Origin of the sequence: Zhihengliuella sp. ISTPL4, from assembly GCF_002848265.1 — a bacterium.
Lineage (GTDB): Bacteria > Actinomycetota > Actinomycetes > Actinomycetales > Microbacteriaceae > Microbacterium.
In genome coordinates, this window is sequence record NZ_CP025422.1 from 2,995,680 (window position 1) to 3,020,170 (window position 24,491).

The following is a 24,491-nucleotide window of genomic DNA, read 5'->3' on the forward strand; positions in this document are numbered from 1 at the left end:
ACCCGCGCATGGAGAGGAACCCCGTGAGCCGTATCGTCGCCCTCGACACCACCGACATCCGCTTCCCCACGTCGCTGAGCCTGGACGGCTCCGACGCGATGAACCCGGACCCCGACTACTCCGCCGCGTACGTCATCGTCCGCACGGACGCCGGCGACGGCATCGAGGGGCACGCCTTCGTCTTCACGATCGGCCGCGGCAACGACGTGCAGGTCGCCGCCATCGACGCGCTCGCCGGGCACCTCGTCGGGCGCGAGATCGAGCCGCTGCTCGACGACATGGGCGGCACGTTCCGCGAGATCATCGGCGACTCGCAGCTCCGCTGGCTGGGACCGGAGAAGGGCGTCATGCACATGGCCATCGGCGCGGTCGTCAACGCGCTGTGGGACATCAAGGCCAAGCGCGCGGGCCTGCCGCTCTGGCAGCTGCTCGCCCGGATGACCCCGGAGGAGCTCGTCGACCTCGTCGACTTCCGCTACCTCACCAACGCCCTCACCCGCGAGGAGGCGCTGGAGATCCTGCGGGCGGCGGAGCCCGGGCGGGCCGAGCGCGAGCAGCAGCTCCTCGCCACCGGCTACCCCGGCTACACGACGAGCCCCGGCTGGCTCGGCTACTCCGACGAGAAGCTCGAGCGCCTCGCCCGCGAGGCCATGGCCGACGGGTTCACGCAGATCAAGCTCAAGGTGGGCGCGGACCTCGACGACGACATCCGCCGCTTCCGGAAGGCGCGCGAGGTGTGCGGCCCAGACTTCCCCATCGCGATCGACGCCAATCAGCGCTGGGAGGTGTCCGAGGCGATCGAATGGGTGAACGCGCTCGCCGAGTTCCACCCCGCCTGGATCGAGGAGCCCACGAGCCCCGACGACATCCTCGGCCACGCTGAGATCGCCCGCGGCGTCGCGCCCATCCGGGTTGCCACCGGTGAGCACGCGCAGAACCGGATGATCTTCAAGCAGCTCCTGCAGGCCGACGCGATCTCGGTCATGCAGATCGACGCCGTCCGCGTCGCGGGAGTCAACGAGAACATCGCCAACCTGCTGCTCGCGGCGAAGTTCGACGTGCCGGTGTGCCCGCATGCCGGCGGCGTCGGGCTGTGCGAGGCCGTGCAGCACCTGTCGATGTTCGATTTCGTCGCCGTCTCCGGCACCCGCGAGGGCCGCCTGATCGAGTTCGTCGACCACCTGCACGAGCACTTCGTCGTGCCGACCGACATCCAGGGCGGCTCCTACATGGCTCCCACCGCACCGGGCACGGGCATGGAGATGAAGGCCGACAGCATCGCGGAGTACACCTGGACGGGCGCGCATGTCCACGCCTGACCGCCTGACCGTCCCGGCCCTCGGCTACGGTGCCGCGAACGTCGGCAACCTCTTCCGTGAGCTGTCCGACGACGACGCGTGGGCCGTGCTGGACGCGGCGTGGGAGAGCGGCATCCGCTTCTACGACACCGCTCCGCACTACGGCCTCGGACTCTCCGAGCGCCGACTCGGAGCCTTCCTGCGGACCAAGCCGCGGGACGAGTACGTGCTCTCGACCAAGGTCGGCCGGCTGCTGCGCCCGAACCCCGACCATGATGGCGGGCTCGACACCGCCAACGACTTCCACGTGCCGGACGACCTCCGGCGCGTGTGGGACTTCTCGGCCGACGGCATCCGGGCGAGCCTGGAGGAGTCCCGCGAGCGGCTCGGCATCGAGCGCATCGACCTCCTCTACCTGCACGACCCGGAGCGGCACGACCTCGACCTCGCGCTGGCCGAGGCCCTTCCCGCCCTGGAGCAGCTGCGCGCGGACGGCGAGGTGACGGCGATCGGCATCGGCTCGATGGTGTCGGACGCCCTGGCGGCGTCGGTGCGGTCCGCCGACCTCGACCTCGTGATGGTGGCCGGTCGGTACACGCTGTTGGAGCAGCCCGCCGCCGTCGACGTGCTGCCCGCGTGCCGGGAGACGGGCACCGGGATCGTCGCGGCGTCGGTGTTCAACTCCGGACTCCTCGCGGCGAACGAGCCGCGTCGGGACGGCCGGTACGAGTACGGGCAGCTCCCCGACGAGCTGTGGGACCGCCTCGTGCGCATCGCCGCGGTGTGCGCCGATCACGACGTGCCGCTGCCGGCCGCGGCGATCCAGTTCCCGCTCCAGTCCGACGTGGTGCGCTCCGTGGTGGTCGGCGGCAGTCGCCCGGCGCAGCTGCGGCAGAACGCCGAGTACGCTGCCCAAGAGATCCCGTCGGCGCTGTGGGAGAACCTCGCGGCCGAGAGCCTGATCCCCGCATCCTGACCTCCATCCACCGAGAGGAGCCGCCGTGCTCGAAGGAATCCACCCGCTGCTGACCGGGGAGCTGCTGCTGCATCTCGACCGCATGGGGCACTCCGACGCCGTGGTCGTCGCCGACGCGCACTTCCCGGCCTGGGGTCTCGGGGCGCGGGTGGTCGATCTTCCCGGCACCACGACGCCGGAGGTCGTCGCTGCCATCCGCAGCGTGCTGCCGCTCGACGATGCTCCCGGCATCGATCTGATGACCTCGGCCGACGGCGAGGTGCTGGACGTGCAGCGCGAACTCATGGCCGCCGCCGGCACGGAGGTCGACACCACGCGCTTCGTCGAGCGCTTCGCGTACTACGAGGTCGCGAAGGAGGCGTATCTGATGGTGCGCACCGGCGAGACACGCAAGTACGGCAACGCACTGCTGCGGAAGGGCGTGGTCGGTCACCCCTCCGCCTGACCCGGGGGTTCAGCGCCCGACGGTGGACTCTCGCACGATGAGCTCGGCGGGGAACGGCGTGGGCGCCGGAGGCGCGGCGGTCGGATCGGCGAGGAGCTGCAGCAGCGCGGCCCCGGCGGCGCGGCCGATCTCATAGCCCGGCTGGCGGACGCTCGTCAGCGGCACCACGCTCTGATGCGCGGCGGCGACGTCGTCGAACCCGACGAGGGCGATCTCCTCCGGCACGCGGATGCCGTGGCGGAGGAGCTGCGTGAGCACGCCGAGGGCCACCCCGTCATTCGCGGCGAAGACCGCGTCGGGGCGCTTCTCCGCCGGGAGGTCGACGAGGCCTGCGCCGGCACGGAGACCGTCCTCGGTCGTGAGATGCTCCACGTCGAGCACGGAGATCCGCGCGTCGGTCTCCGCCACCGCGTCGCGCAGCCCGGCCAGACGGTCATTCGACTGGCTCACGGTCGAGGCGCCGAGGAACAGGATGCGGCGCCGGCCGAGAGAGAGCAGATGCTCGCCGGCCAGCCGCCCGCCGCCGCGGTCGTCGAAGGTGACCGCGGCGACCGAGGGGGAATCGCGAATGGGGCCGACGACCACCGCGCGGATCCCGCGGGTCGCGAGCTGCTCGAGTCGCGGCAGGACATCGCCGCGCGGGTAGATGACGATGCCCTGCACCCGGTGGGCCTCGAACATGTCGATGTTCTGCTCCTCGCGCGCGGCATCCCGCGCACTGTCGCTGAAGAAGAGCGACCAGCCGCCCTCACGAGCCACGTCGTCGACTCCGCGGGAGAGGTCGTTGAAGTACGGCAGCCAGGCGTCGAGGAGGATGAGGGCGAGGGCCTTGCTCGACCCGGCGCGGAGCTGACGGGCCGACTCGTTCGGCACGAAGCCGAGCTCGGCGATCGCGGCGCGCACCCGCTCGCGGCTGGCGGCGCCGAGGACGTGCGGGTGATTGAGGTAGTTCGAGACCGTCGACGCGGAGACGCCCGCGAGAGCGGCGACGTCCTTCACGCTCGCAGGCATGGAACTCCTCGTCATCGAACCGGATGACTCAGAGTATCCGACGATTTGTAACGTGCCAAGAAAGTCCTTGACCTCCGGGCAGACGGGACGTAGCGTGACTCGAACACCGGACTTGTAACGTGCCAAGTCCGTGCGGCGACGGTGCCGGACACCCGCCGGAGGAGCGCTCATGAACATCGGCTGCCACGGACTCGTCTGGACGGGGACCTTCGACGCGGACGGCATCCGCCTCGCGGTGGAGAAGACGAAGCAGGCGGGCTTCGACCTCATCGAGTTCCCGCTCATGGACCCGTTCTCGTTCGACGTCGCCGCCGCCCAGGCCGCCCTCGCGGAGCACGGACTCGCGGTCAGCGCCTCGCTCGGGCTCTCCGACGAGACCGACATCACCAGCGGCGACCAGGCCGTGGTCGCCGCGGGCGAGGCGCTCCTGCTCCGCGCGGTCGACGTGCTCGCCGAGCTCGGGGGCACGCACTTCTGCGGCGTGATCTACAGCGCCATGAAGAAGTACATGGATCCGGTCACGCCCGAGGGTCTCGCTTCGAGCCGCCGGACCATCGCCCGGGTGGCCGACCACGCCGCTGAGCGGGGAGTCTCGGTCTCGCTCGAGGTCGTGAACCGGTACGAGACCAACGTGCTGAACACCGCGCGGCAGGCGCTGGCGTACCTCGGCGAGATCGACCGCCTCAACCTCGGCATCCACCTGGACACGTACCACATGAACATCGAGGAGTCGGACATGTTCGCGCCGGTGCTCGATGCGGCTCCCGCCCTGCGGTACGTGCACATCGGCGAGAGCCACCGCGGCTATCTCGGCACAGGGACGGTCGACTTCGACACGTTCTTCAAGGCGCTCGGGCGCATCGGCTACGACGGCCCCATCGTGTTCGAGTCGTTCTCCTCGGCGGTGGTCGCGCCCGACCTCAGCCGCATGCTCGGCATCTGGCGGAACCTCTGGACCGACAACGACGAGCTGGGTGCCCACGCGAACGCCTACATCCGCGACAAACTCGTCGCGGTCGACTCGATCCGCCTCCACTGACGCCGGCGGCGGTTCGAGACCAAGATGTTATTACAGGTCTTCCCTCGCCGCCCATCGTTAGATACATTTAGATACAACTTGCACTGACCCGGGTGCAGGTCGCAGAATTGATCCGATGTTTACGGCGGAATGGTCCGCCGCAATCGCGACAGAACCTTCAAGGAAGCAGGTGAGCGCATGAGTGGACCCATCCTGAGGGTCGAGGGGATCAGCAAGGGATTCCCCGGTGTCCAGGCGCTGAAGGACGTGCATCTCGAGGTGCGCGCCGGCGAGGTGCTCGTGCTCGTGGGTGAGAACGGTGCCGGCAAGTCCACCCTGATGAAGATCCTCTCCGGGATCTACACCAAGGACGAGGGCACGATCACGTTCGAAGGGCAGGAGGTCGAGCTCACCAGCCCGCTGCAGGCGCAGGAGCTGGGGATCACGATCATCCATCAGGAGCTCAACCTGATGCCTGACCTCACGGTCGCACAGAACATCTATGTCGGCCGCGAGCCCACGACGGGCCCGTTCCTTTCGGAGCGGAAGCTCAACCGGCAGACAGCCGAGCTGCTGCAGCGCCTCGACATCCACCTCGACCCCCGCCAGCGCGTGGGCGAGCTGACGGTGGCGGAGCAGCAGATGGTCGAGATCGCCAAGGCGCTGTCCTTCAACGCCAAGGTCCTCATCATGGACGAGCCGACGTCGGCTCTCACCGACAGCGAGGTCGAGACCCTCTTCGTGCTCATCGAGCAGCTCAAGGCGCGCGGCACCGGCATCGTCTACATCTCGCACCGCATGGACGAGCTGCGCCGCCTGGCGGACCGGGTGACCGTGCTCCGCGACGGCACATACATCGGATCACTCGACAGGTCCGAGATCACGATTCCGACGATCATCGAGATGATGGTCGGCCGCGTGATCGACGAGGGCACGCGTCCGCAGGCGCGGGAGCACCTCAACGACCCCGTGGTGCTCGACGTGCAGGGGCTGTCCACGCGGAAGCTCCTCAAGGACGTGTCGTTCCAGCTGCACAAGGGCGAGATCCTCGGATTCGCGGGGCTGATGGGCGCCGGCCGCACCGAGACCGCGCGCGCCGTCATCGGCGCGGACCACCGTGACGGCGGCACGATCACGATCAGCGGCCGCACCGCCCGCATCGCGCAGCCCGCGGACGCGGTCAAGCACGGCGTCGGCTACCTCTCCGAGGACCGCAAGCTGCTCGGCCTCATGCTCGAGCAGGACGTCACCTTCAACACCGTGCTCGCCTCGCTCGGCTCCTACGCCAACGGCATCGGCTGGATGGGTGACAGCAAGGCGAAGAACCGTACCAAGGAGTACGTCCAGCAGCTGCGGGTGAAGACCCCCTCGGTCAACCAGGTCGTCAAGCTCCTCTCCGGAGGGAACCAGCAGAAGGTCGTCATCGCCCGGTGGCTGATGCGCGACTGCGACATCCTCATCTTCGACGAGCCGACGCGAGGCATCGACGTCGGCGCGAAGGAGGAGATCTACCGCCTCATGCAGCAGCTCGCCGACGCGGGCAAGTCCATCATCGTCATCTCGTCGGAGCTCCCCGAGATCCTCCGGGTCGCGAACCGCATCGCCGTGTTCGCGAACGGCCGCATCACCGGGACACTCCGCAACGAGGAAGCCAGCCAGGAGAAGATCATGCAACTCGCAGCCCACGGGGAGGAAGACTGATGAGCACCCCACAGCAGTCCGGATCGTCGACGACGACGATCATCCAGACGGCCGTCAACGAGGACACCGACAAGCGCGACGTCGCCGGGTTCCTCAAGCGGCAGTTCCAGCAGTCGCTCGCGTTCGGCACCCTGATCGTCCTGGTCATCTTCTTCTCGATCGCCAGCCCGAACTTCTTCACGTTCAGCAACATCGCCACGGTGCTGCTGTCGACCGCGGTCATCGGCATCCTCGCCCTGGGCACGACGTTCGTCATCATCACCGGCGGCATCGACCTGTCGATCGGCACTGGCATGGCACTCTGCGCCGTGATGACCGGTGTGCTCATCACCAACATGGGCCTGCCCGTGTGGATCGGCGTGATCGGCGGCATCGCGACAGGTGTGCTCATGGGGCTCGTGAACGGCGTGAACATCACGTTCCTTCGGCTGCCTCCGTTCATCGCGACGCTGGCCATGATGATGATCGCCGGCGGCCTCGCCCTCGTGATCTCGAACGTCGCGCCGATCTACTTCTCGACCTCGGCTCCCGACTTCAAGAAGATCGCGCTCGGCGTTCTCATCCCCGGCATCCCGAACGCGGTGCTCATCACCGCGGCCCTCGCGATCGTCGCGTGGCTCGTGCTGTCGAAGACGCTGCTCGGCCGGTACACGTTCGCGATCGGATCGAACGAGGAGGCCACGCGCCTCTCCGGCGTCAACACCCGCCGCTGGACGATCCTCATCTACATGTTCGCCGGCGCCTTCACCGGCATCGCGGGCATCGTGATCGCCGCCCGCCTCGACTCGGCACAACCGCAGATCGGCACGGGCTACGAGCTGCAGGCCATCGCGGCCGTGATCATCGGGGGCACCTCGCTGCTCGGCGGCCGCGGCTCGATCCTCGGCACCGTGATCGGCGCGCTCATCATGAGCGTCCTCGTCAACGGCCTGCGGATCATGTCGATCCAGCCCGAGTGGCAGAACATCGTCGTCGGCGTCGTCGTCCTGCTGGCCGTCTTCCTCGACTCGCTGCGCAACCGCCAGCGGACCTGAGACACGGCGGCGGCGAAACCCGTGCCCGCCGCCGTCCCCGGCTCCGGCCGGACCCCGCGGAACCCTCCGCACAGGCACCACGAATGTCCACCCGCCGGTCCTGGCCGGCACCCACACAGAACAACGGAGTTTCCATGAAATTCGGCAAGAAGACCGCATTCGCGGCACTCGTGGCCGCATCCGCGCTCGTGTTCGCCGGCTGTGCCGGCGGCGGCGACGTGATCGAAGAGGGCTCAGGCGGCGACACCGGCAGCGGCGACGGCGAGATGTACATCGCCATGGTCTCGAAGGGCTTCCAGCACCAGTTCTGGCAGGCCGTCAAGAAGGGTGCGGAGGAGAAGGCCCAGGAGCTGGGCGTCAAGATCACCTTCGAGGGCCCGGCCGCCGAGACCGAGATCGCGCAGCAGCTCGAGATGCTGACCGCCGCGATCGACAAGAACCCGGACGCCATCGCCTACGCCGCCCTCGACCCCGAGGCGTGCGTCGCCCCGCTCGAGCAGGCGAAGTCGAAGGACATCCCGGTCGTCTACTTCGACGCCCCGTGCAACGGCGACGTCGGACTCAGCCTCTCCGCGACCGACAGCAAGGTCGCCGGCGCGCTGGCGGCCGAGCACATGGCCGAGCTGATCGGCGGCGAGGGCGAAGTTGCCATCGTCGGCCACTCGCAGATCAACTCGACGGGTGTCGAGCGTCGCGACGGCTTCGTCGAGAAGATCGAGGCGGACTACCCCGACATCGAGATCGTCGACATCCAGTACGGTGACGGCGACCACCTGAAGTCGGCGGACATCGCCAAGACGCTCATCGCGGCCCACCCGGACCTCAAGGGCATCTACGGCACCAACGAGGGCTCGGCCATCGGCGTCGTGAACGCCGCGAACGAGCTCGGCCTCGAGAAGGGCAAGATCACCATCGTCGGCTTCGACTCCGGCGCGGCCCAGATCAACGCCATCAAGGACGGCACCATGGCCGGCGCCATCACGCAGGACCCGATCGGCATCGGTGCCCAGGTCGTGCAGGCGGCGTACGACGCGGCCAACGGCGACGACGTCGAGGAGTTCTACGACACCGGTTCCTACTGGTACGACGCGGACAACATCGAGGATGACAAGATCGCCGCGGTCCTCTACGAGTGACCCCCACCACGGAGCCCCTCGCCTTCGGGCGGGGGGCTTCGTCGTGTGCGGGGGAACTCCGGCTCCGGTCCGTGGTCGATCCGTGATCCGCATGCACGATCCCGGGGCGGCTGCACGATCGGACCCCGGTTTCCTCGTGCACCCGTCTCGGGGTCGTGCAGATGAATAGGGTCCGAGGTCGGGTCGGTCTCGGGTAAGTCTGGGCTGATCCGGGCCGGGGATGCGACCGAGGGCGGGGCAGGGGGTGGGACGGATGCACGACGGGGGGACGGGGGCGCGACGGGAGGCCGGAACGGGGCGTGCGGGCGTGGCGAGGTCGTGCAGGTGAAACAGGGAGACGGAGAGGGGAGACGGAGTGGGGAAGAGGGGCGGGGTCAGAGGGGGCGGAGGAACGTGAGGATCGACGTGGGCTCGACGATGAGTTCCTGCAGGGCGGCGTTGAAGGGGATGCCGGCGGGTGCGTGGAGGTGGGCCTGGAAGGCGTCCTCGTCGCGGTAGACCTCGTAGACGAAGAAGCGGTCGGGGTCGTCGACGAGGCGGTGAGCGTCGAAGACGATGTTGCCCTCCTCGGCGCGGACGACCTCGGCGAAGTCCCGCAGCAGCGCGGCGACCCGGTCGGCGGCTCCCGGCTGCGCGGTGAAGACGGCGTGGAGGACGGTGGGTTCGGACATGACGACTCCTCGGGTTCGGGTGGTCAGGGGCGGAGGGTCAGGAGACGCGCCGGCGTCGTCACGAGCATCCGGTGCACGGCGTCGTCACCCACGGCTTCGCGGAGCCGGGGGAGATAGCGGTCGCCGAGGTAGGCGAGACCCGGCATGCCACCGTAGGCGATGTACCGGGTGCGACGGGCGACGTCGCCCCCGAGCAGGATCCGGTCGCCGGCCCCTCGCTCCACCACGGCGACCGTGAGTGCCAGCAGCTCGGCGTCGGAGCGGGTGCGCGGCCGGGCGAAGCCGTCATAGCCGAGGTGGGCGCCGCGCTCGGCGAGCGCGACGTGCAGACCGGGGTCGGGGTCGCGGTCGGCGTGAGCCAGCACGACGCGATCCGCCGGCACCCCCTCGGCTCCCAGCAGGTCGAGGACCTCGTGGGCCGCGGTGCCGAACTCCAGATGCACCATGACGGGGGCTCCCGTCTCCCGGTGCGCCTGGGCGACGGCGACCAGGGTCGTCCGCTCGAACGGACTGAGGCGCCAGTAGTCGGCCCCGCCCTTGAGCATGCCGGCGCGGACGGGCTGCCCGTCGGGACCCGCGGCGAGGGGCACGTCGGGCGTCTCGAACACCGCCGCGTCGTCCGCCGGCATCCCCCGCGTGAGGTCGGACACGAACAGGGCGGCGAGGCGGTCCGAACCCCACACCTGCATCGGGTGGTCGGGGCCGTAGTGGGCCTCACGGTGTCGGCCGGTCGTCGCGACGACATGCAGCCCGGTCGCGGCGCTGATGCGAGCGACGGCGGCGGGGTCGCGACCGAGGCCGAACGGGGTGGCGTCGCCCATGGCCTCGAAGCCGCTCGCCCGCAGCAGACCTGCCTCCTCGCCGGACGCGGCCTCGTCGTCGAGCTCGTCCCCGACCAGCAGCGGCGACACCTGGAAGAGGTGCTCGTGGTAGTCCACGCGCCCGAGCTGCGACGGGTCGATGTCGCCGAGGACGGTCCGCACGGTGGGCATCAGCGCACCGACTCCGCAGCCTCCGCGAGGCGCTCGACGATCTCGGGCGTGAGGTCGAGGTCGAACACGTCCGCCACGACCTGCGACCAGCCGTGGATGAAGTACCGCCACCCGTCGACCACGTGCAGCCCGCGGCCGTCGTGCTGCGCCTCGGCCTGGTGCAGGAACTCCAGCGACCCGCGGTAGTTGAACTCCCACACGTACGCGCCCTCGGGGAACACGACGGCGTCGGTCAGCGGGGAACCCGGTCGGTCCTTGCCGAGCCCGGTGGCGTTCGCGATGACCGATCCCGCGGGCGCGGCGGCGACCAGGGCGTCGGCCTCCTCCGGCGTTTCGGTGACGACGTAGCGGAGCAGTCCCTCGGGGGTGCCGTGCTGGCGGTGCACCTCGCGGAGGTGGTCGAGCTTGTCCTGCGTGCGCGCGGTGACGGTGAGGAGGGCCGGGGCATCCTCCCGCTCGGCGAGGGCCCAGCTCAGCGCGGTGCCCGATCCGCCCGCACCCAGGATGACGACCTCGGCCCCGGTGCGCGCGAAGTGGTCGGCGGGGAGGAAGTCGCGCAGGGCCAGGTCGACCGTGATCGGGTCCTTCGCACGGCCGGACAGCGTGGACCCGCGCTTGGCGATGCTGGAGACCTCGGCGCAGGACACAGCGAACGGGTCGAGCTCGTCGAACAGGTCGGACGCCGCCGCGTACACGTTCATCTTGTGCGTGGTGACCAGCGCGCCGCGGTGGTGCGGGTCGTCGCGGATCTGCTCGACCATGGCGCGGTACTGCGCGGGGTCGGCATCCATCGGCAGGTCGTGGCCGACGAGGGTCCGGGTGGGGAGACCGAGGATGTCGGCCCACAGCGGGAACACCTTCATGATCGACGACGAGGCGGTGGTGACGCCGACGAAGCCCATGTAGTCGGCGGTGGCAAGGGCGGACGTCGCGGCGGTGGTCATCGGTTCTCCTCGAGAGCGGACGCGGGTAGGGGCACGGGGTGGGCGGGGTCGGTGCCGCGGAGGACCGCGATCACGTCATCGAGGGACAGCGCCCCCATGTTGTCGACGGCCTGGGTGGTCTGGGCGCCGAGGTGCGGGGTGACGATGACACGGTCGGCGAGGTCCGCGGCGAGCAGGGGGCTGCCGTGCGCGGCGGTGTCGCCGTCGAGCGTGTCGGCCGCGTACCCGGCGAGGATGCCGTCGCGGAGCGCGTCGGCCACGGCCCGCTCGTCCACGAGGTCGCCGCGAGCGGTGTTGACGAGCACGGTGCCCGGTCGCATCCCGGCGAGGCGCTCGGCGTCGACGAGGCGCTGACCACCGGGGGCATGCAGCGTGATCACATCGGCGGTGCGGAACAGGACGTCGAGGTCGAGGGGTTCGGCGCCGCGGTCCCGCACGAGGTCGGCGGGCAGGAACGGGTCGGAGGCGAGCAGCCGCGGACCGAACCCGCCCAGTCGCCGCGCGACCCCCTGGCCGATCCGTCCGAAGCCGACGATGCCGACGGTCGCGGCGCCGAGCTCCCGCCCGCGGCGCACGCTCCAGTCGCCGGTCCGCACGCGGCGGTCGCCGTCCGGGATCGTGCGCAGGGCGGCGAGCATGAGGCCGACCGCATGGTCGGCGACCGCATCCGCGTTCGCGCCCGGGGTGTTCGTGACCGGGATGCCGCGGTCGCGCGCCGCCGCGAGGTCCACCGCCTCCGTGCCGACCCCGTAGCGCGCCACGACCTTGAGCTTCGGGCCGGCGGCAAGGTGCGCGTCGGTGACCGGTCCGGTGCCGGCGATCCAGGCGTCGGCGCCGTGCAGCAGCACGCGCAGCTCGTCGAGGTCGTGATGGGCCGGCCCGCGGAGGATGCGGTGTCCGGCCTGCGCGGCGCGCCCGACCAGGTCGAGGTCGCCGTCCGAGAAGGAGCGGCTCGTGACGAGGATGACGCCCATCAGCGCGGCCTTCCGGCGAACCACGGTGCGAGGGCCGTGTACGCGTCGGTGAAGCGGGCGTGGCGCTCGGCGTAGACCGCATGCCGGGACGGGTCGGGCGTGAACTCGGCGGTGACCTCGCTGAGCGCTCGGGCGGCCGAGAACTCGGTCAGGCCGAGGCCGACGGCGCCCGTGACCGCAGCGCCGAGGCTGTTCGCCTCCTCCACGATCGTGCGGCGGCGGACGGGCACGCCCCAGACGTCGGCGAGGACGGCGAGGTAGACGTCGCTCTGCGCCCCGCCGCCGACCGCGTCGATGCGGTCGATGGTCGCGCCGGCCTCGCGGAACGCCTGGATGCAGGTGAGGAGGTTGAACGCCGTCCCCTCCAGGACCGCGCGCACGAGGTGGGCCCGCCCGTGGTGGCGGGCGAGACCGACGAAGGCCCCGCGCGCATCCGGGTCCCACAGCGGGGAGCGCTCGCCGAGCAGGTAGGGGAGGAAGTAGAGGTCGTCGGTGTCGATGTCGCTCGCGGCCTCGGCGACGAGGCGCCCCGTCTCCGGGTGCGCGGGGTCGACGGAGAGGGCTTCGGCGATCCACTGCACCGAGGCGCCGCCGGCCTGCATGGTCGCGGTCGGCACGAACGACGCGGGCACGACGTTGTCGAACGTGAAGGTCCGCATCGCGGGGTCGTGCAGCGGGGCGTCCGCCGCGAAGGAGATCCACGAGGAGGTGCCGAGGCACACGTAGGCGCCGTCCTCCGGGGCCACGACGCCGGAGCCGACGGCGGCGAGCGGTCCGTCGCCGCCGCCCATCACGACCTGCACGCCGGTGTGGAGCCCGAGCGCCTCGGCCGCGGCGGGCGTGAGGGGGCCCGCGATCTGCGTCGACTCCAGGATCTCGGGGAAGAGCGCGGGGTCGAGCCGCGCAGCGGCGAGGATCTCCGGCGACCAGGTGCCGGCGACCTGGTCGTACGCGTTGGTGCCGGAGGCGTCCGAGCGGTCCGTGGCGAGGCGCCCGGTCAGCCGCAGCACGATGAAGTCCTTGGCGACGCACACCCGGCGCACGCGCTCCCACACCGCGGGCTCGTTGTCGCGCACCCACATGATCTTCTCGAGGGAGTAGGTGGGGTTCAGGCGGTGGCCGAGGATCCCGTAAGCGCGCGCGGCGCCGACCGCCGCCTCGAGCTCGCGCTGCTGGGCGCCGGCGCGGGTGTCGGCCCAGATGATCGCGGGCCGCGCGGGCTCGCCCTCGGCGTCGAGCAGCACGGCTCCCATCATCTGTCCGCTGACCACGAGGCCGGCGACCTCGGCGGCGGCGGTGCCGGTGCGCGCGAGGAGGTCGCGGGTCGCCGTGACGACCGCGTGCCACCAGTCGGCCGGGTCCTGCTCGGCGACGCCGCCGGCCGCGAAGTGGGCCGGGTACGGCACGGTGACCGCGGCGATCGGACGACCGTCGTCGTGATGCAGGGACGCCTTGTTCCCGGTGGTGCCGAGGTCGTGGGCGATGATCATGGCCGGAGCCTATTCCGCGTAGGGGCGCAGGTCGACGCCGGACTCCGCGCGGAACGCCCGCGAGCCCATGCCGTGCTCCAGCACCCAGCCGTAGTCGTGGCCGGCGCCCCCGGGGTACACGGCGAGGAACGAGTACGGCTCGTCGCCCGTGTTCACGGAGCGGTGCGCCCAGCCCGGCGGGATGTAGCCGATGGTGCCGGGGAGCATGTCGAGCCACTCGGTGCGCTCGCCGTCGAACATGAGCAGTCCGCCGCGGCCGTGCAGCGCGAGGTAGATCTCGCCCTGGTGGTCGGGGTGCTGGTGGCCCTTGGTCATCCAGAGCTCGCCGCCCGTGTCGCCGGGCATGATCGTGGTGATCGACTGCGGCAGCTCCCGCTCGATCTCGGGGACAGGGGAGCTGACGACCGTGTAGACGATCGGGTCCTCGCCCGCGGCGGCGGCCGCCCAGGCGTCGTGGTCGCGGAACAGGCCCTCGAGGTCGGACATCCGCCGGGTCAGGGTGGGGCCTTCGGGGGAGAGGGTGAGCTTCTCGGCGTCGAAGGCGATCGCCATCGGGGAGATCGGCGGGGTCTGGTACTCGGGCATCCATGCTCCTCGAAACGGGTGCTGCGTCGTCGCGCAACCTGTAATGACAAGCTCACTGTACCTGTTATGACAGGTTGCGTCCAGTGCTCTCCTGCGCGGAGCAGGCCGCGCGCGCGATGGCCGTCAGCCGCCGAGCACCCGTTCCAGGTGCTCGCGCCCGCCGCGGATGGCGCCCGCCGTCACGTCCGCCGACCCCGGGTACTCGGCGTGACCGGCGGGAAGGACCGCGAGGTCGAGGTCGCGCGCCCCGGCGGCGACCGCGAACTGTCCCTGCGGGGGCACGTACTGGTCCCACAGCGCCGCCTCCACCCGGACCGGCACCGTCGCGAAGCCGATGCTCGTGGAGGAGTCGAACCAGCGCAGCACCTCCCGTGCCTCGGGGTGGCGCTGCACGTGCTGGCGCACCGTCTCCCCGCTCCCCAGACAGGGAACCGCCAGTCGTTCGTCGTACTGGCCGAAGCTCGGCACGATGAGGGTGCCCCCCACGAACCGGTCGTCCCACGGCAGGGCGAGCGCGCCGATGCCGCCCCCGAAGCTCTCTCCGACGTAATAGAGAGGAAGGGCGCCGACGAACGAGACGAGCACGTCGGCCGCCAGCCACAGGTCACGGGCACACAGGCCGAGCACGTAGCGCTCGGGATCGTCGATGCCCGCGAGCACGTGCTCCGGGGTCGGCTCCGGGGCTCCGATCCCGGCGTTCAGCACGCCGAGCCCGCGGGCCACGGGATAGATCGCCGCCATATCGTCCGGCACCCGGGCGAGATCGACCGCCTCCCGACCCCCGTAGCCGTGCCCGTGCACGACGCCCGCGCGGGGAGGGCTGTGAAGGGGCTCGACCACCCACGCTCGCAGCCGCACGCCGTCGACGCCGCCATGCTCGACGACGGACACCCGGCGGCCGTGCTCCTCGGAGGTGGCGAGGACCACAGGGGCCGCGTCCACCGCGGCGGCCTCCCGCCGCCAGCGCCGCCAGCGGTCGGCGAAACCGGGCGGCGCGGGCACGGGGAGGACGGCGCGGAGGTCGGCTTCGGTCCGGCCGTAGCTGCCGTCGAACGCGGCATCGGGGAACCAGGTGGCGTAGGGCTCGGGGAAGGTCATGCGGGCTGAGGGATCCTGTTCCGGGAGTGGGGCGGGCGGGGGTGCGTGGCAGACTGGAGGCTCCATCGGAAGGAGACCGCGTGCTGGTCACGGAACGACGCGAGCGCATCCTCGCCCTGACCCGCGATCGCGGTACCGCCTCCATCGGCGAGCTCGCGGCCACGCTGCAGGTGAGCGAGATGACCGTGCGGCGCGACATCGATCAGCTGGCCGAGGAGGGCGCGGTCGAGCGCATCCGCGGCGGCGTGCGAGCGCGGGGCCTCCAGCGTCTGGTTCCGGCTCCGGCGGCCTCGGCGGAACGGCGCGCGATCGTCGCGGCGGCCGCGGGCCTCGTCGAGCCGGGCATGGCGGTCGGCATCTCCGGCGGACCCACCGCCCTGGCGCTCGCGCGGGAGCTCGTGCGCGTCCCCGAGCTCACGATCGTCACGAACGCCCTGCCGGTCTCCGACCTGTTCTCGCCGCCGGATCGCGCGGACGCTCCGTACACGCAGACGGTCGTGCTCACCGGAGGTGTCCGCACGCCGTCGCAGGCCCTCGTCGGACCGGTCGCCGTGCGCGCCCTCGAGCACCTGCACTGCGACCTCGTGTTCCTCGACGCCCACGGCCTCGACGAGCAGGCCGGCATCACGACCATGAACCTCCTGGAGGCCGAGACCAACCGGGCGCTCATGGCTGCGGGGCGGGAGGTCGTCGTCCTCGCCGAGCACACCCGCTGGGGCGTGGTCGGGCTCACGACCGTGGCGGACCTCAGCGACATCGACCGCTTGGTCACCGACGACGGCCTCGACGACTCCGCGCGGGAGCTGCTCGCCGCGCACGTCGGCACGCTGCACATCGCGCCGCGGGACGGCGGCGACGAACGTGCGCTCGCGACGGCCCTCGCGGACTGAGTCCGCCGCCGTCATCGGGCCGTGCTCGCCCGCGGGATCAGCCGGGCGCCGACCGTCACGTGCCGCACCGGGAGGTCGGCTCCCGGAGGCGCGGCGATCTGCCGTTCCAGCTCGGTGAACGCCGCGTCCACGAGGCGTGCGTGGTCGGGGGCGATGGTGCTGAGAGCGGGAACGGCGAAGCGCGCGGCGCGGATGTCGTCGATGCCGACGACAGCGACGTCGCCCGGCACGCTCCGTCCCTGGGCCTGGAGGGCGGCCAGTGCACCGAGGGCGACCGAGTCGTTCGAGCAGACGATGCCGTCGAGATCGGGGATCGTGGCGGCCATCGCCCCGGCGACGCGCTCACCCTCCTCGGCCGTGAAGGCGTCGACCTGCGCGGTGAGCGCGGGGTCGACCGGGATGCCGGCGGCGGACAGAGCCTCCAGGTACCCGGCGTGCCGACGGTCGGCGGCGTCCGAGGGGCGGGCGTCACGGCGTCCGACGAACCCGATGCGGCGGCAGCCGACCGCGAGCAGATGCTCGGTGGCGGTGTAGGCGGCGGCGCGGTTGTCGATCGTCACGTGCGTGAACGGGCTCACCTGGATGTGCTCGCCCAGCAGCACGAGCGGCCCGGGGGAGGTGCGGCGCGTGAGGTCGGCGACCGTGAGCGAGCGCGGGATGTGGATGAGCCCGTCGATGGGCGGCAGGCCGACGCCGTTGGCGACGTCGATCTCGCGGCCGTGGTCGCCCTCGGTCTGCACGATGAGCACCGCCAGGCCCCGGTCGTCGGCGCCGCGGACGATGCGCGAGCCGAGCTCCGCGAAGTACGGCTCCTCCAGATGCGGCACCGCGAGCGCGATGAGTCCCGTGCGGGTGGCCCGCGCGACGGGGAGCACGCGGCCGCCGGGCGAGGTGGTCACCTGCGGCCTCCTGGAGGGACGACGGTCTCCGCCGGGACGACGGATGCCCTTCACGTTAGCGCTCTCCGTCACGATTGTACTCGGAACGCGATCACGCGTGCCTCCGCGACGCCGTTCGTCCGCTCCACCACGAGGCGGGCGGCCGTGAGGGCGCCGAGGTCGTCCGGCAGGGGATGCACCCGCAGGCGATGGCGGTTGTCGCGCTCCTCCGCCACGGTGCGCCACTCCTCGGAACCCGCCTGCTGCACCTCGACCCGGTAGTCGCGCACGAGCTGGGGCAGCACCTCGTCGGGGCTGCGGTGGTGGTGCAGGGTGTTGAGCTCGAGGTCCACGTCGTCGTCGAACACCAGGCGGATCTCGGAGGCCGTGACGGGCTGCTCCCAGTCCAGGCGCAGCCACTGCGGGCCCTCGGCCTCCGGGGCGGATGCCCACAGGTGCGGACCGCCGAACGGGCGGTTGTACCCGGAGACGGCGCGCTCCGGGGCGACGGCCTCGGAGCGCGGGCTCGTGCGGAATGCGGGCACTCGCCCGCGCAGCGGCTTGGTCGGCCACTGCACGAGGAGGCCGTCGCGGTCGACCTGCACGTTGCGGTCGTCGTTGTCGACCCGGTGCACGAGGGTGAGCACTCCGGGCGGCAGCTCGGAGGCGAGCTGCACCTGCACCTGCGGGTTCGCGCGGAGCACGATGATCGCGTTCTGCGGCTCCTCCGGGGCGAAAGGCGTCTCCGCCCGCACCCAGGACGGACCCCCGGCGGGGACGTCGATCACAGTGCGGTGCTCGAGCACCGCGGGCACGACGTTCTGCGGACGGCCCGTGGACCAGACCTCCACCGTGACCTGCGTGTCGGCCTCGGCGCTGAGCAGCAGCTCGGTGGTGTCGAGGCGCGGGTGCACGGGCACGACGATGCCGAGGTCGTCCGTCAGGGTGTGCGGGGTCGCCGCGGCCAGGGTGCTCTCCGGGGTGCCGATCGTGCGCAGGGTGCTGGACGCGGTGACGGCGGCGGTGCGGGCGAGGTCGGAGGGATCCTCGTTCGCGACTCCGATGAGGGAGGCGTCGGCGCGGAGCAGCGTCTGCCGGAGTTCCGCACGATGGTGCTCGTACAGCTCGCGGGGCGTGGCGTCGTGCGCGTAGCAGAGGGCGGCGGCGGTGCCCGCGGCCTCGCCCATCGCCGCGCACGTGGCCATCACTCGGGCGGCACCGAAGGCGATGTGCGTGGCCGAGATATCGCGGCCCGCCATGAGCAGGTTGTCGACGTTGACGGAGTAGAGCGAGCGGAAGGGGATCTCGAAGACGCCGTCCGAGAAGCGCTGCACCGCGCCCGCCCCCGTCGCGTACATGCCCTCGGCGGGATGCAGGTCGATGGACCAGCCGCCGAACGCGATGCCGTCGTCGAACGACGTCTGCTCCAGGATGTCCTGCTGGCGCAGCGTGTAGTCGCCGATGAAGCGCCGATACTCGCGCTTGCCGGGGATGTTGCCGATCCACTCCAGCGTCAGGTTGTCGGCGTCGAACTCGCCGGAGTTCTTGATGTGATCCCAGATGCCGAGGATCACCGCGCGCAGCTCGTCGCGGATCGCCTCGTTGTCGTCGACGATGTCGAGCGTGCCGCCCCACTCGATCCACCAGTAGTGCGCGCCGCTGTCCCCGCTGCGGATGATGCGCGACGAGGGGATCGGGGTGGTCGAGATGTCCTTCGCGCTCTCCGGCGCGACGTACTTCACGGGGCGCCCGAGATCCTTCGTGTAGAAGAGGAGCGTCGAGCCGAGGAACTCGCGCACGGGCTGCTCGGGCGCCCAGTCCTCGCCGAACTCGCTCTGGCTTTCCTTGCCCAGCCGATGCCGGGCGCCGACGAGCCGGCCGACCAGCCCGTCGCCCGTGCAGTCCAGGAACAGGGGACCGCGGAAGACCGTGCGGATCTCCGAGCCCATCGTCCAGCCCGTGACCGACCGGACCCGACGGGCGTCGTCGGGTCCGGTGGCCTCGGCCTCGAGGACCTCGGTGTTGAGGAACAGCGTGAGGTTGGGCTCGCGGCGCACGATGTCGAGCACCACGTCGTCCCAGTACACGGGGTTGCCCTCGGGGTTGCGGAACTGGTTCTCCCGGTACATCTCGCCGATGATCCCGGTCTCCCGCGCCCACCGCTGGTTGCCGTGGGCGGTCGCGCCGCACACCCAGACCCTCACCTCCGAGGAGGAATTGCCGCCGAGCACCGGCCGGTTGTTGATCAGCACGGTACGTCGGCCGAGGCGGGCGGCCGCGACGGCGGCGCTCACTCCGGCGAGGCCGCCGCCGACGACGATGATGTCGGCTTCGACGGTCTGGGTGCGCATGGGATGGGTTCCTTTCGGGAGGGGTGGTGATGCCGCTCAGCGAGCGGCGATCGCTTCGATCTCGTAGACGCGGGCGACGTCGGTGGCGGAGTCCGACGGGTCGGTGATGACGAGGCGGACGGCATCGGCCGTCCGCCCCTGGGCATCGACCACGACCGTCGTCTGGGTGTTGTCGGCGATGGTGCCGACCGTCACCCAGCCGCCTGCGGTCCGGAGCTGCACGGTGAAGTCGCGCAGTACCGACGTCTGCGGCGGGCCGACGGTGTAGCCGCTGCGCACTCGGACGACGTCCAGCGGCGCGGCCTCGTCCCACGCGACCGTGATGGTCGGCTGGGTGTCGGAGGTCGCCGAGATCCACCGGCTCGCATCCGTGCAGCCGCCGTCGATCGCCTTCTCCGGGCCGGTGTCGGCGCGGAGCTGGGACGACGCCGTCGCGGTGCCGCCGAGCGCCAGGTTCTCACCGCCGGCGTCGCCTCGGAGCGAGGCGACGATGGCAGGGAGGGTGGTCGCTCCCGGCTGGCCGTCGCGCGGGATCTCGGCATGCCGCAGCGTCCCGCCGCTGGGAACAGCGGGGGCGCTGAGGTAGACGACGTCGGTGCCGTCCGTGCGGGTCGCCGCGCGGAGCCGCTGCTGGCCGACGACCGGATCGCCCACGGTGTCGGCGGTCCATCCGGACGCTCCGGCGGTCAGCAGCACCGTCTGACTGCGGGTGATGCCGCAGTCCTGCACCGACACCACGGCGTAGACGCGGGTCTCACCGCCCGCGGTCGTCGTGTCGAGGGCGGCGATGGTCTGCACGCCGCCACCGAGGGCATCCGTGTCCACGAGGGTCTCGCTCGTCCAGGCGGAGCCGTTCCAGGTCGCCCACCGCACGTCGAAGGCGTTCTCGGTCTCGTCCGCATACCGGTAGGTCACGCCGACGAGCTCGCCGTCGGCCAGGGCCATCTTCGCGGTCTGCACCGCGGGCACGGCGTCGCCGATGGTCTCGCCGGGCTCATAGCCGCGCCACACGACGGCGCCGGGGGTGTCCGGGCGGATCGGGGTCGGCAGCGCCTGCCCGGCGACGTCCCGGAAGCCGCCCGCGGCCGGGTCGTACACCGCGTACGAGCCGAGGTGGCGGTAGGGATCGGCGGGCCATGGGCCCCACTCCCACAGCACGTGCACCTTGCCGCCGGCGTCGACCTCGAGGTCGTCCGGGTAGAAGGAGTGGTTCACGGCGGCGGCGATCGTCGTCTCGCGGGTCCACGTCCCGGCGGCGGGGTCGTAGTGGTACAGCACCCCGTCGCGGCGAGCCTGCGGGTCCGCGCCGATGCGCACCATGAGCCAGATGTCGCCGTCGGCTCCCTGCGCCGTGACCGGGTAGGAGACCGCGGCCCCGGCATCGGGCATCTCCGCGCTCGCGTCGACGAGCGAGGTCGCGTCGTACGGCGCGGTGGAGCGGAAGTACTTCCACGGCTCGTGGTGCATCGAGACGAACGCGTGGATGTATCCGTCGCCGTCGATCGCGATCGACGGCTGGTTGTGGCCGTTGTCGTCCGCGTACTCGACGCAGGCCCCGGTCGCCAGGCGCAGGCAGCCCGATGTCCACGTGCCGTCGGCGGCGCGGACCGCCAGGTTCACCTGGTGCTTCGCCGCCACCGAACCGGGCACGTTGTAGGCGAAGTACGTTTCGTCGCCGTCGACGACGAGCGGGTTCCACCAGCCGGACTGGTTGGAGCTGTCGACCGTGACGGGCACGGTCTCGACGTCGGGGGTCGCGGCGGCGGCCGGAGCCGGTACGGCGAGCACGAGCGCGGCGAGGGCGGCGGCAGCGGTGGCGCCGGCCTTCCAGCGGAGGGTCATGGCGATGCTCCTCAGCCCAGCAGCTTCTGCGCCTGGTCGCCGGCCTGCGCCATCGCGTCCTTGGCGCTCTGCTGACCGACGAGGACGGCCTGCACGCGGTCGGCGATCACGGTCTCGATCTGGGCGTACTGCGGGTACTGCCAGAACGGGTTGGTGGTGGCGGTCGCCGTGATCTTCTCGGCGAAGCGCGCACCGAACGCGTCGGACGCCACCTCCTTCGAGGCCTGCGCCTCCTCGGTCACGGGCGGCAGGCCGCGCAGTTCGTAGTCGCCGAGCACCGCCTCCAGGTCGCTCGTCGCCCACTGGCCGAAGTCCGCTGCCGTGCGGGTGCTGTCGCCGGAGCCGCCGCCGACGATGGCGATGGCGCCACCCCAGACGAGGGCGCGCGGGGTGTCGCCCTTCTTCAGCACGGGCCGGGACTCGGGCACGAGCTTGGAGGCGAGGTCGGGATCCGGCGAGTCCTTCGTGACCGACGCGCGGCCGACGGGGGCGTCGTCGTAGATCGCGGCGCGGCCCTGGGAGAACAGGGAGCGGGCGTCGAAGCGGTCGACGTCGGCGGCGATGAGCCCCTGGTCGTACAGCGACTTGTACCAGGTGACCGCCTCGATGCTCGCGTCGTCGCCGATCGTGACCTTCCCGTCCTTGACGAGGTCGCTGCCGAACGTCTGCATCCAGATGAGGACGTCCTTGAGTTGGGCGGCCTTGGTCGAGGCGGCGTAGGGGATGAGCCCGCCGCCGAGGCCCTTGAGCTTCTTCAGCGCCGCCTCGAAGTCGTCGACGGTGGTGGGGAACTCCGAGATGCCGGCCTTCTTCAGGAGCGCGGAGTTGGTGATGAGGCCGATCGCGCCGATGGTCCACGGGAACGCGTACTGCTTCCCGTCGAGCTGCGTGGCCTCCAGGCTCGAGGCGGTGTAGCCGCGGCCCTTCGTGAGCGCCGAGACGTCCTCCAGCTTGCCGAGCGCGGCCAGCGAGGCGAGCCAGGCGACGTCGACGTGGGCGGCGCCGGTGAACTGGCCGCCGCGCACCTGGAGCATGAGCTGCTTGAAGTATTCGTTGTAGGGGAAGGAGACCTCGGTGATGCCGACGTCGTTGGTCTTCTTGTAGCCGTCGAGCAGCGCGCGGGTCGCCGGGGCGGCGGCCTCCTCGGTGAGCGACCAGCTGGAGAAGGAGAAGTCGGTGGCGGTGAAGTCGCCCGCGCCGAGCCCGGCGCCGGGGGAGGAGGACGGACTGCCGCTGCCGCCGCCGCTCGGCATGCAACCGGCGAGGAGGAGACCGGCGGCGCCGAGCCCGGCGAACTGCAGCAGCTGGCGACGGGAGACGGTGGTGTTCTCGGACATGGGGGTGCTCTCTCTTCTTCGAGGGACTGCGGATGAGGGGGTGGTGCGGGTCAGCCCTTGACCGCGCCGGCGGTGAGTCCGCCGACGAGGAAGCGCTGCAGGGCGATGAACGCGATGGCCACGGGGAGCGAGACCACGAGCGAAGCCGCCATGAGTTCCGGCCAGGCGGTGGACGCCTCGCCGATGAACGTGTTGACGAGGCCGGGCGGCAGGGTCTGCTTGTCGGGACCGGCGAGGGTGAGGGCGAAGATGAAGTCGTTCCAGCCGCGGACGAAGGCGAACAGTCCGGCGGCGATGAGGCCGGGCGCGGCCAGCGGCAGCACGATGGAGTGGATGATGCGCATGCGGGAGGCGCCGTCGACGCGGGCGGCCTCGATGAGCTCGTCCGGGATCGTGTCGAAGAAGCCCTTCAGCATCCACACGCACAGCGGCAGCGTGAACGTCGTGAACGACAGCACGAGCGCCGTGTAGGTGTTGAGCAGGCCGTAGGCCGAGAACACCGCGTACAGGGTGATGAGCAGCAGCGCCTGCGGGAACATCTGCGACGCCAGCACGAAGTACATGAGGCTGCGGCGGCCGCGGTAGCGGAACTTCGAGAACGCGTAGCCCATGTACGCCGACACCAGGACCGAGAGGATCGCGGTGATGACGGAGACGACGATGCTGTTGCGGAGGTAGCCGAACAGGGCCGGGTTGTTCGCGAGGGCGGCGTAGGCCTCGAACGTGATCTCGGTGGGGAACAGCTTCGGCGGATAGCTGAACACCTCGGTGCGCGGGGTCAGCGAGGTCGCGAGCAGCCAGTACACGGGCAGCAGGGCGAACCCGCCGAAGACGACGACGGCGATCCAGGCGCTCACGGTGGAGGCGCGGCGGTCGGCGCGGTGGCGCCGACGGCGGGGCGCGGCGGGTGGGGCGGAGACGGCGGCCACCGTCTCTTCGGTCAGCACGGCGGTCATCGCTTCTCTCCCTTCTCGGACAGGCGGACGTAGACGACGACGAGCGCCATCAGCAGGATCATCCAGAGCAGGCCGATCGCCCCGGCGTGACCGAGGTCGAAGCCGTCGAACGCGGTCTCGTACACCGCGGTCGCGAACGTCTGGGTGGAGCCGGCGGGACCGCCGCCGGTGAGGACGTAGATGATGTCGAAGTGCTGGAAGTTCCAGATGAACTCCAGCAGGATCACGAGGCCGATGATGCCGCTCATCTGCGGGACCGTGATGGAAAAGAAGCGGCGGATGGTGCCGGCGCCGTCGATCTCGGCGGCTTCGTGCAGCTCGATCGGCACGGTCTGCAGACCGGCGAGGAGCATGACCATCATCCAGGGGAACGACTGCCAGGTCTTCGCGACGATCACGGCGATCATGGCGGTGGTGGGGTTCGCGAGCCACGCCTGGGGGGAGTCGATGAGGCCGACGGTCTCCAGGGCGGCGTTGAGCACGCCGTAGTTGGCGTTGAAGATCCACATCCAGAGGAACGACACGACTACCCCGGGGATCAGCCACGGGATGAGCATGAGGCCGCGGAGCACCTTGGCGCCGCGGATGCGCGTGTTCAGGGCCAGGGCGAGACCGAAGCCGATCACGAACGGCGCGATGGTCGTGCCGAGGGTGAAGACGAGTGTCTGGGTGAGGAGGGGGAAGAACTCGCCCGTCAGCACGTCGACGATGTTCTGGAAGCCCACGAACTCGCGGCCGGGCTCGACGAGGCTCTGCTTGTAGAACGCGGTGATGAGCGCCGTGATCAGGGGGTACACGACGACGGCGGCGAGGAGCGCGAGGCCGGGAGCCGTGAGGAGGAGCGCGAACATCCCGTCCGAGAGG

22 protein-coding genes are annotated in these 24,491 nt (G+C 71.0%); 8 read left to right on the forward strand and 14 right to left on the reverse strand.

Annotation, left to right across the window (positions count from 1 at the left end; translation table 11 throughout):
- The first annotated feature begins 23 nt into the window (after window positions 1-23).
- Genes CYL12_RS14270 through CYL12_RS14280 form a run of 3 tightly spaced genes read left to right on the forward strand, consistent with a single transcriptional unit; the run spans window position 24 to window position 2,719 of the window.
- Window positions 24-1,319, forward strand: a complete 1,296-nt coding sequence (locus CYL12_RS14270) for an L-fuconate dehydratase (RefSeq protein WP_101848828.1) — start codon at window positions 24-26, stop codon at window positions 1,317-1,319.
- A complete protein-coding gene (locus CYL12_RS14275) occupies window positions 1,306-2,274 on the forward strand; it encodes an aldo/keto reductase (protein WP_101848169.1) in 969 nt (322 codons plus the stop codon). Before CYL12_RS14270 ends, CYL12_RS14275 begins: the two co-directional genes overlap by 14 nt.
- Before the next feature lie 25 nt (window positions 2,275-2,299).
- Complete coding sequence (locus tag CYL12_RS14280; protein ID WP_101848170.1) at window positions 2,300-2,719, forward strand: RbsD/FucU family protein; 420 nt, start codon at window positions 2,300-2,302, stop codon at window positions 2,717-2,719.
- 9 nt (window positions 2,720-2,728) lie between these two features.
- Here CYL12_RS14280 and CYL12_RS14285 read toward each other — a convergent pair whose 3' ends face one another.
- The gene (locus CYL12_RS14285) at window positions 2,729-3,730 is read right to left on the reverse strand and encodes a LacI family DNA-binding transcriptional regulator (protein WP_101848171.1); all 1,002 of its coding nucleotides are present in this window, start codon (window positions 3,728-3,730) and stop codon (window positions 2,729-2,731) included.
- A 169-nt stretch (window positions 3,731-3,899) separates the two neighbouring features.
- Between CYL12_RS14285 and CYL12_RS14290 the strand changes: the two genes are divergently transcribed.
- The 4 genes from CYL12_RS14290 to CYL12_RS14305 all read left to right on the forward strand — a co-directional run bounded on the left by CYL12_RS14290 (window position 3,900) and on the right by CYL12_RS14305 (window position 8,619).
- Complete coding sequence (locus CYL12_RS14290) at window positions 3,900-4,769, forward strand: sugar phosphate isomerase/epimerase family protein (RefSeq protein ID WP_101848172.1); 870 nt, start codon at window positions 3,900-3,902, stop codon at window positions 4,767-4,769.
- Window positions 4,770-4,946: 177 nt separating this feature from the next.
- Complete coding sequence (locus CYL12_RS14295; protein WP_101848173.1) at window positions 4,947-6,449, forward strand: sugar ABC transporter ATP-binding protein; 1,503 nt, start codon at window positions 4,947-4,949, stop codon at window positions 6,447-6,449.
- Window positions 6,449-7,483, forward strand: coding sequence for an ABC transporter permease (locus CYL12_RS14300; RefSeq protein ID WP_199399139.1), 1,035 nt, complete (start codon window positions 6,449-6,451; stop codon window positions 7,481-7,483). Before CYL12_RS14295 ends, CYL12_RS14300 begins: the two co-directional genes overlap by 1 nt.
- A gap of 134 nt (window positions 7,484-7,617) precedes the next feature.
- Complete coding sequence (locus CYL12_RS14305; RefSeq protein ID WP_101848174.1) at window positions 7,618-8,619, forward strand: ABC transporter substrate-binding protein; 1,002 nt, start codon at window positions 7,618-7,620, stop codon at window positions 8,617-8,619.
- A 374-nt stretch (window positions 8,620-8,993) separates the two neighbouring features.
- Here CYL12_RS14305 and CYL12_RS14310 read toward each other — a convergent pair whose 3' ends face one another.
- From CYL12_RS14310 to CYL12_RS14340, 7 genes are all read right to left on the reverse strand, one after another.
- Window positions 8,994-9,290 (reverse strand): putative quinol monooxygenase, encoded by a 297-nt coding sequence (locus CYL12_RS14310; protein WP_101848175.1) that lies wholly within the window; start codon window positions 9,288-9,290, stop codon window positions 8,994-8,996.
- A gap of 23 nt (window positions 9,291-9,313) precedes the next feature.
- A complete protein-coding gene (locus tag CYL12_RS14315; protein WP_101848176.1) occupies window positions 9,314-10,282 on the reverse strand; it encodes a phosphotriesterase family protein in 969 nt (322 codons plus the stop codon).
- Window positions 10,282-11,226 (reverse strand): shikimate dehydrogenase family protein, encoded by a 945-nt coding sequence (locus CYL12_RS14320; protein WP_101848177.1) that lies wholly within the window; start codon window positions 11,224-11,226, stop codon window positions 10,282-10,284. The genes CYL12_RS14315 and CYL12_RS14320 overlap by 1 nt, the downstream gene beginning before the upstream one ends.
- Window positions 11,223-12,224: a phosphoglycerate dehydrogenase gene (locus CYL12_RS14325; protein WP_199399140.1), complete on the reverse strand. Its 1,002-nt coding sequence runs from the start codon at window positions 12,222-12,224 to the stop codon at window positions 11,223-11,225. The genes CYL12_RS14320 and CYL12_RS14325 overlap by 4 nt, the downstream gene beginning before the upstream one ends.
- Window positions 12,200-13,690 (reverse strand): xylulokinase, encoded by a 1,491-nt coding sequence (gene xylB / locus CYL12_RS14330; RefSeq protein ID WP_101848179.1) that lies wholly within the window; start codon window positions 13,688-13,690, stop codon window positions 12,200-12,202. The genes CYL12_RS14325 and xylB overlap by 25 nt, the downstream gene beginning before the upstream one ends.
- Window positions 13,691-13,699: 9 nt before the next feature.
- Entirely contained in the window at window positions 13,700-14,275 is a 576-nt protein-coding gene (locus CYL12_RS14335) for a glucose-6-phosphate isomerase family protein (protein WP_025105385.1), read from the reverse strand.
- A 123-nt stretch (window positions 14,276-14,398) separates the two neighbouring features.
- The gene (locus CYL12_RS14340; RefSeq protein WP_101848180.1) at window positions 14,399-15,373 is read right to left on the reverse strand and encodes an acetylxylan esterase; all 975 of its coding nucleotides are present in this window, start codon (window positions 15,371-15,373) and stop codon (window positions 14,399-14,401) included.
- Window positions 15,374-15,453: 80 nt separating this feature from the next.
- On the opposite strand from CYL12_RS14340, the gene CYL12_RS14345 reads away from it, so the two are divergent.
- On the forward strand, window positions 15,454-16,263 hold the full coding sequence (locus CYL12_RS14345) for a DeoR/GlpR family DNA-binding transcription regulator (protein ID WP_101848181.1): 810 nt from the start codon (window positions 15,454-15,456) through the stop codon (window positions 16,261-16,263).
- A gap of 11 nt (window positions 16,264-16,274) precedes the next feature.
- Here the strand turns inward: CYL12_RS14345 and CYL12_RS14350 are convergent, their stop codons facing one another.
- The 6 genes from CYL12_RS14350 to CYL12_RS14375 form a co-directional block, all read right to left on the reverse strand.
- Complete coding sequence (locus CYL12_RS14350; protein ID WP_233486761.1) at window positions 16,275-17,162, reverse strand: LacI family DNA-binding transcriptional regulator; 888 nt, start codon at window positions 17,160-17,162, stop codon at window positions 16,275-16,277.
- A 68-nt stretch (window positions 17,163-17,230) separates the two neighbouring features.
- Window positions 17,231-19,492 (reverse strand): FAD-dependent oxidoreductase, encoded by a 2,262-nt coding sequence (locus CYL12_RS14355; RefSeq protein WP_101848182.1) that lies wholly within the window; start codon window positions 19,490-19,492, stop codon window positions 17,231-17,233.
- Window positions 19,493-19,528: 36 nt separating this feature from the next.
- On the reverse strand, window positions 19,529-21,334 hold the full coding sequence (locus CYL12_RS14360) for a BNR-4 repeat-containing protein (RefSeq protein WP_101848183.1): 1,806 nt from the start codon (window positions 21,332-21,334) through the stop codon (window positions 19,529-19,531).
- Window positions 21,335-21,345: 11 nt separating this feature from the next.
- Window positions 21,346-22,671 carry an extracellular solute-binding protein gene (locus CYL12_RS14365; protein ID WP_101848184.1) on the reverse strand — a complete coding sequence of 442 codons (1,326 nt, stop codon included), beginning with the start codon at window positions 22,669-22,671 and terminating at the stop codon, window positions 21,346-21,348.
- A gap of 50 nt (window positions 22,672-22,721) precedes the next feature.
- The gene (locus CYL12_RS14370) at window positions 22,722-23,627 is read right to left on the reverse strand and encodes a carbohydrate ABC transporter permease (protein WP_101848185.1); all 906 of its coding nucleotides are present in this window, start codon (window positions 23,625-23,627) and stop codon (window positions 22,722-22,724) included.
- A complete protein-coding gene (locus tag CYL12_RS14375) occupies window positions 23,624-24,478 on the reverse strand; it encodes a carbohydrate ABC transporter permease (protein ID WP_174235390.1) in 855 nt (284 codons plus the stop codon). The genes CYL12_RS14370 and CYL12_RS14375 overlap by 4 nt, the downstream gene beginning before the upstream one ends.
- Window positions 24,479-24,491 lie beyond the last annotated feature (13 nt).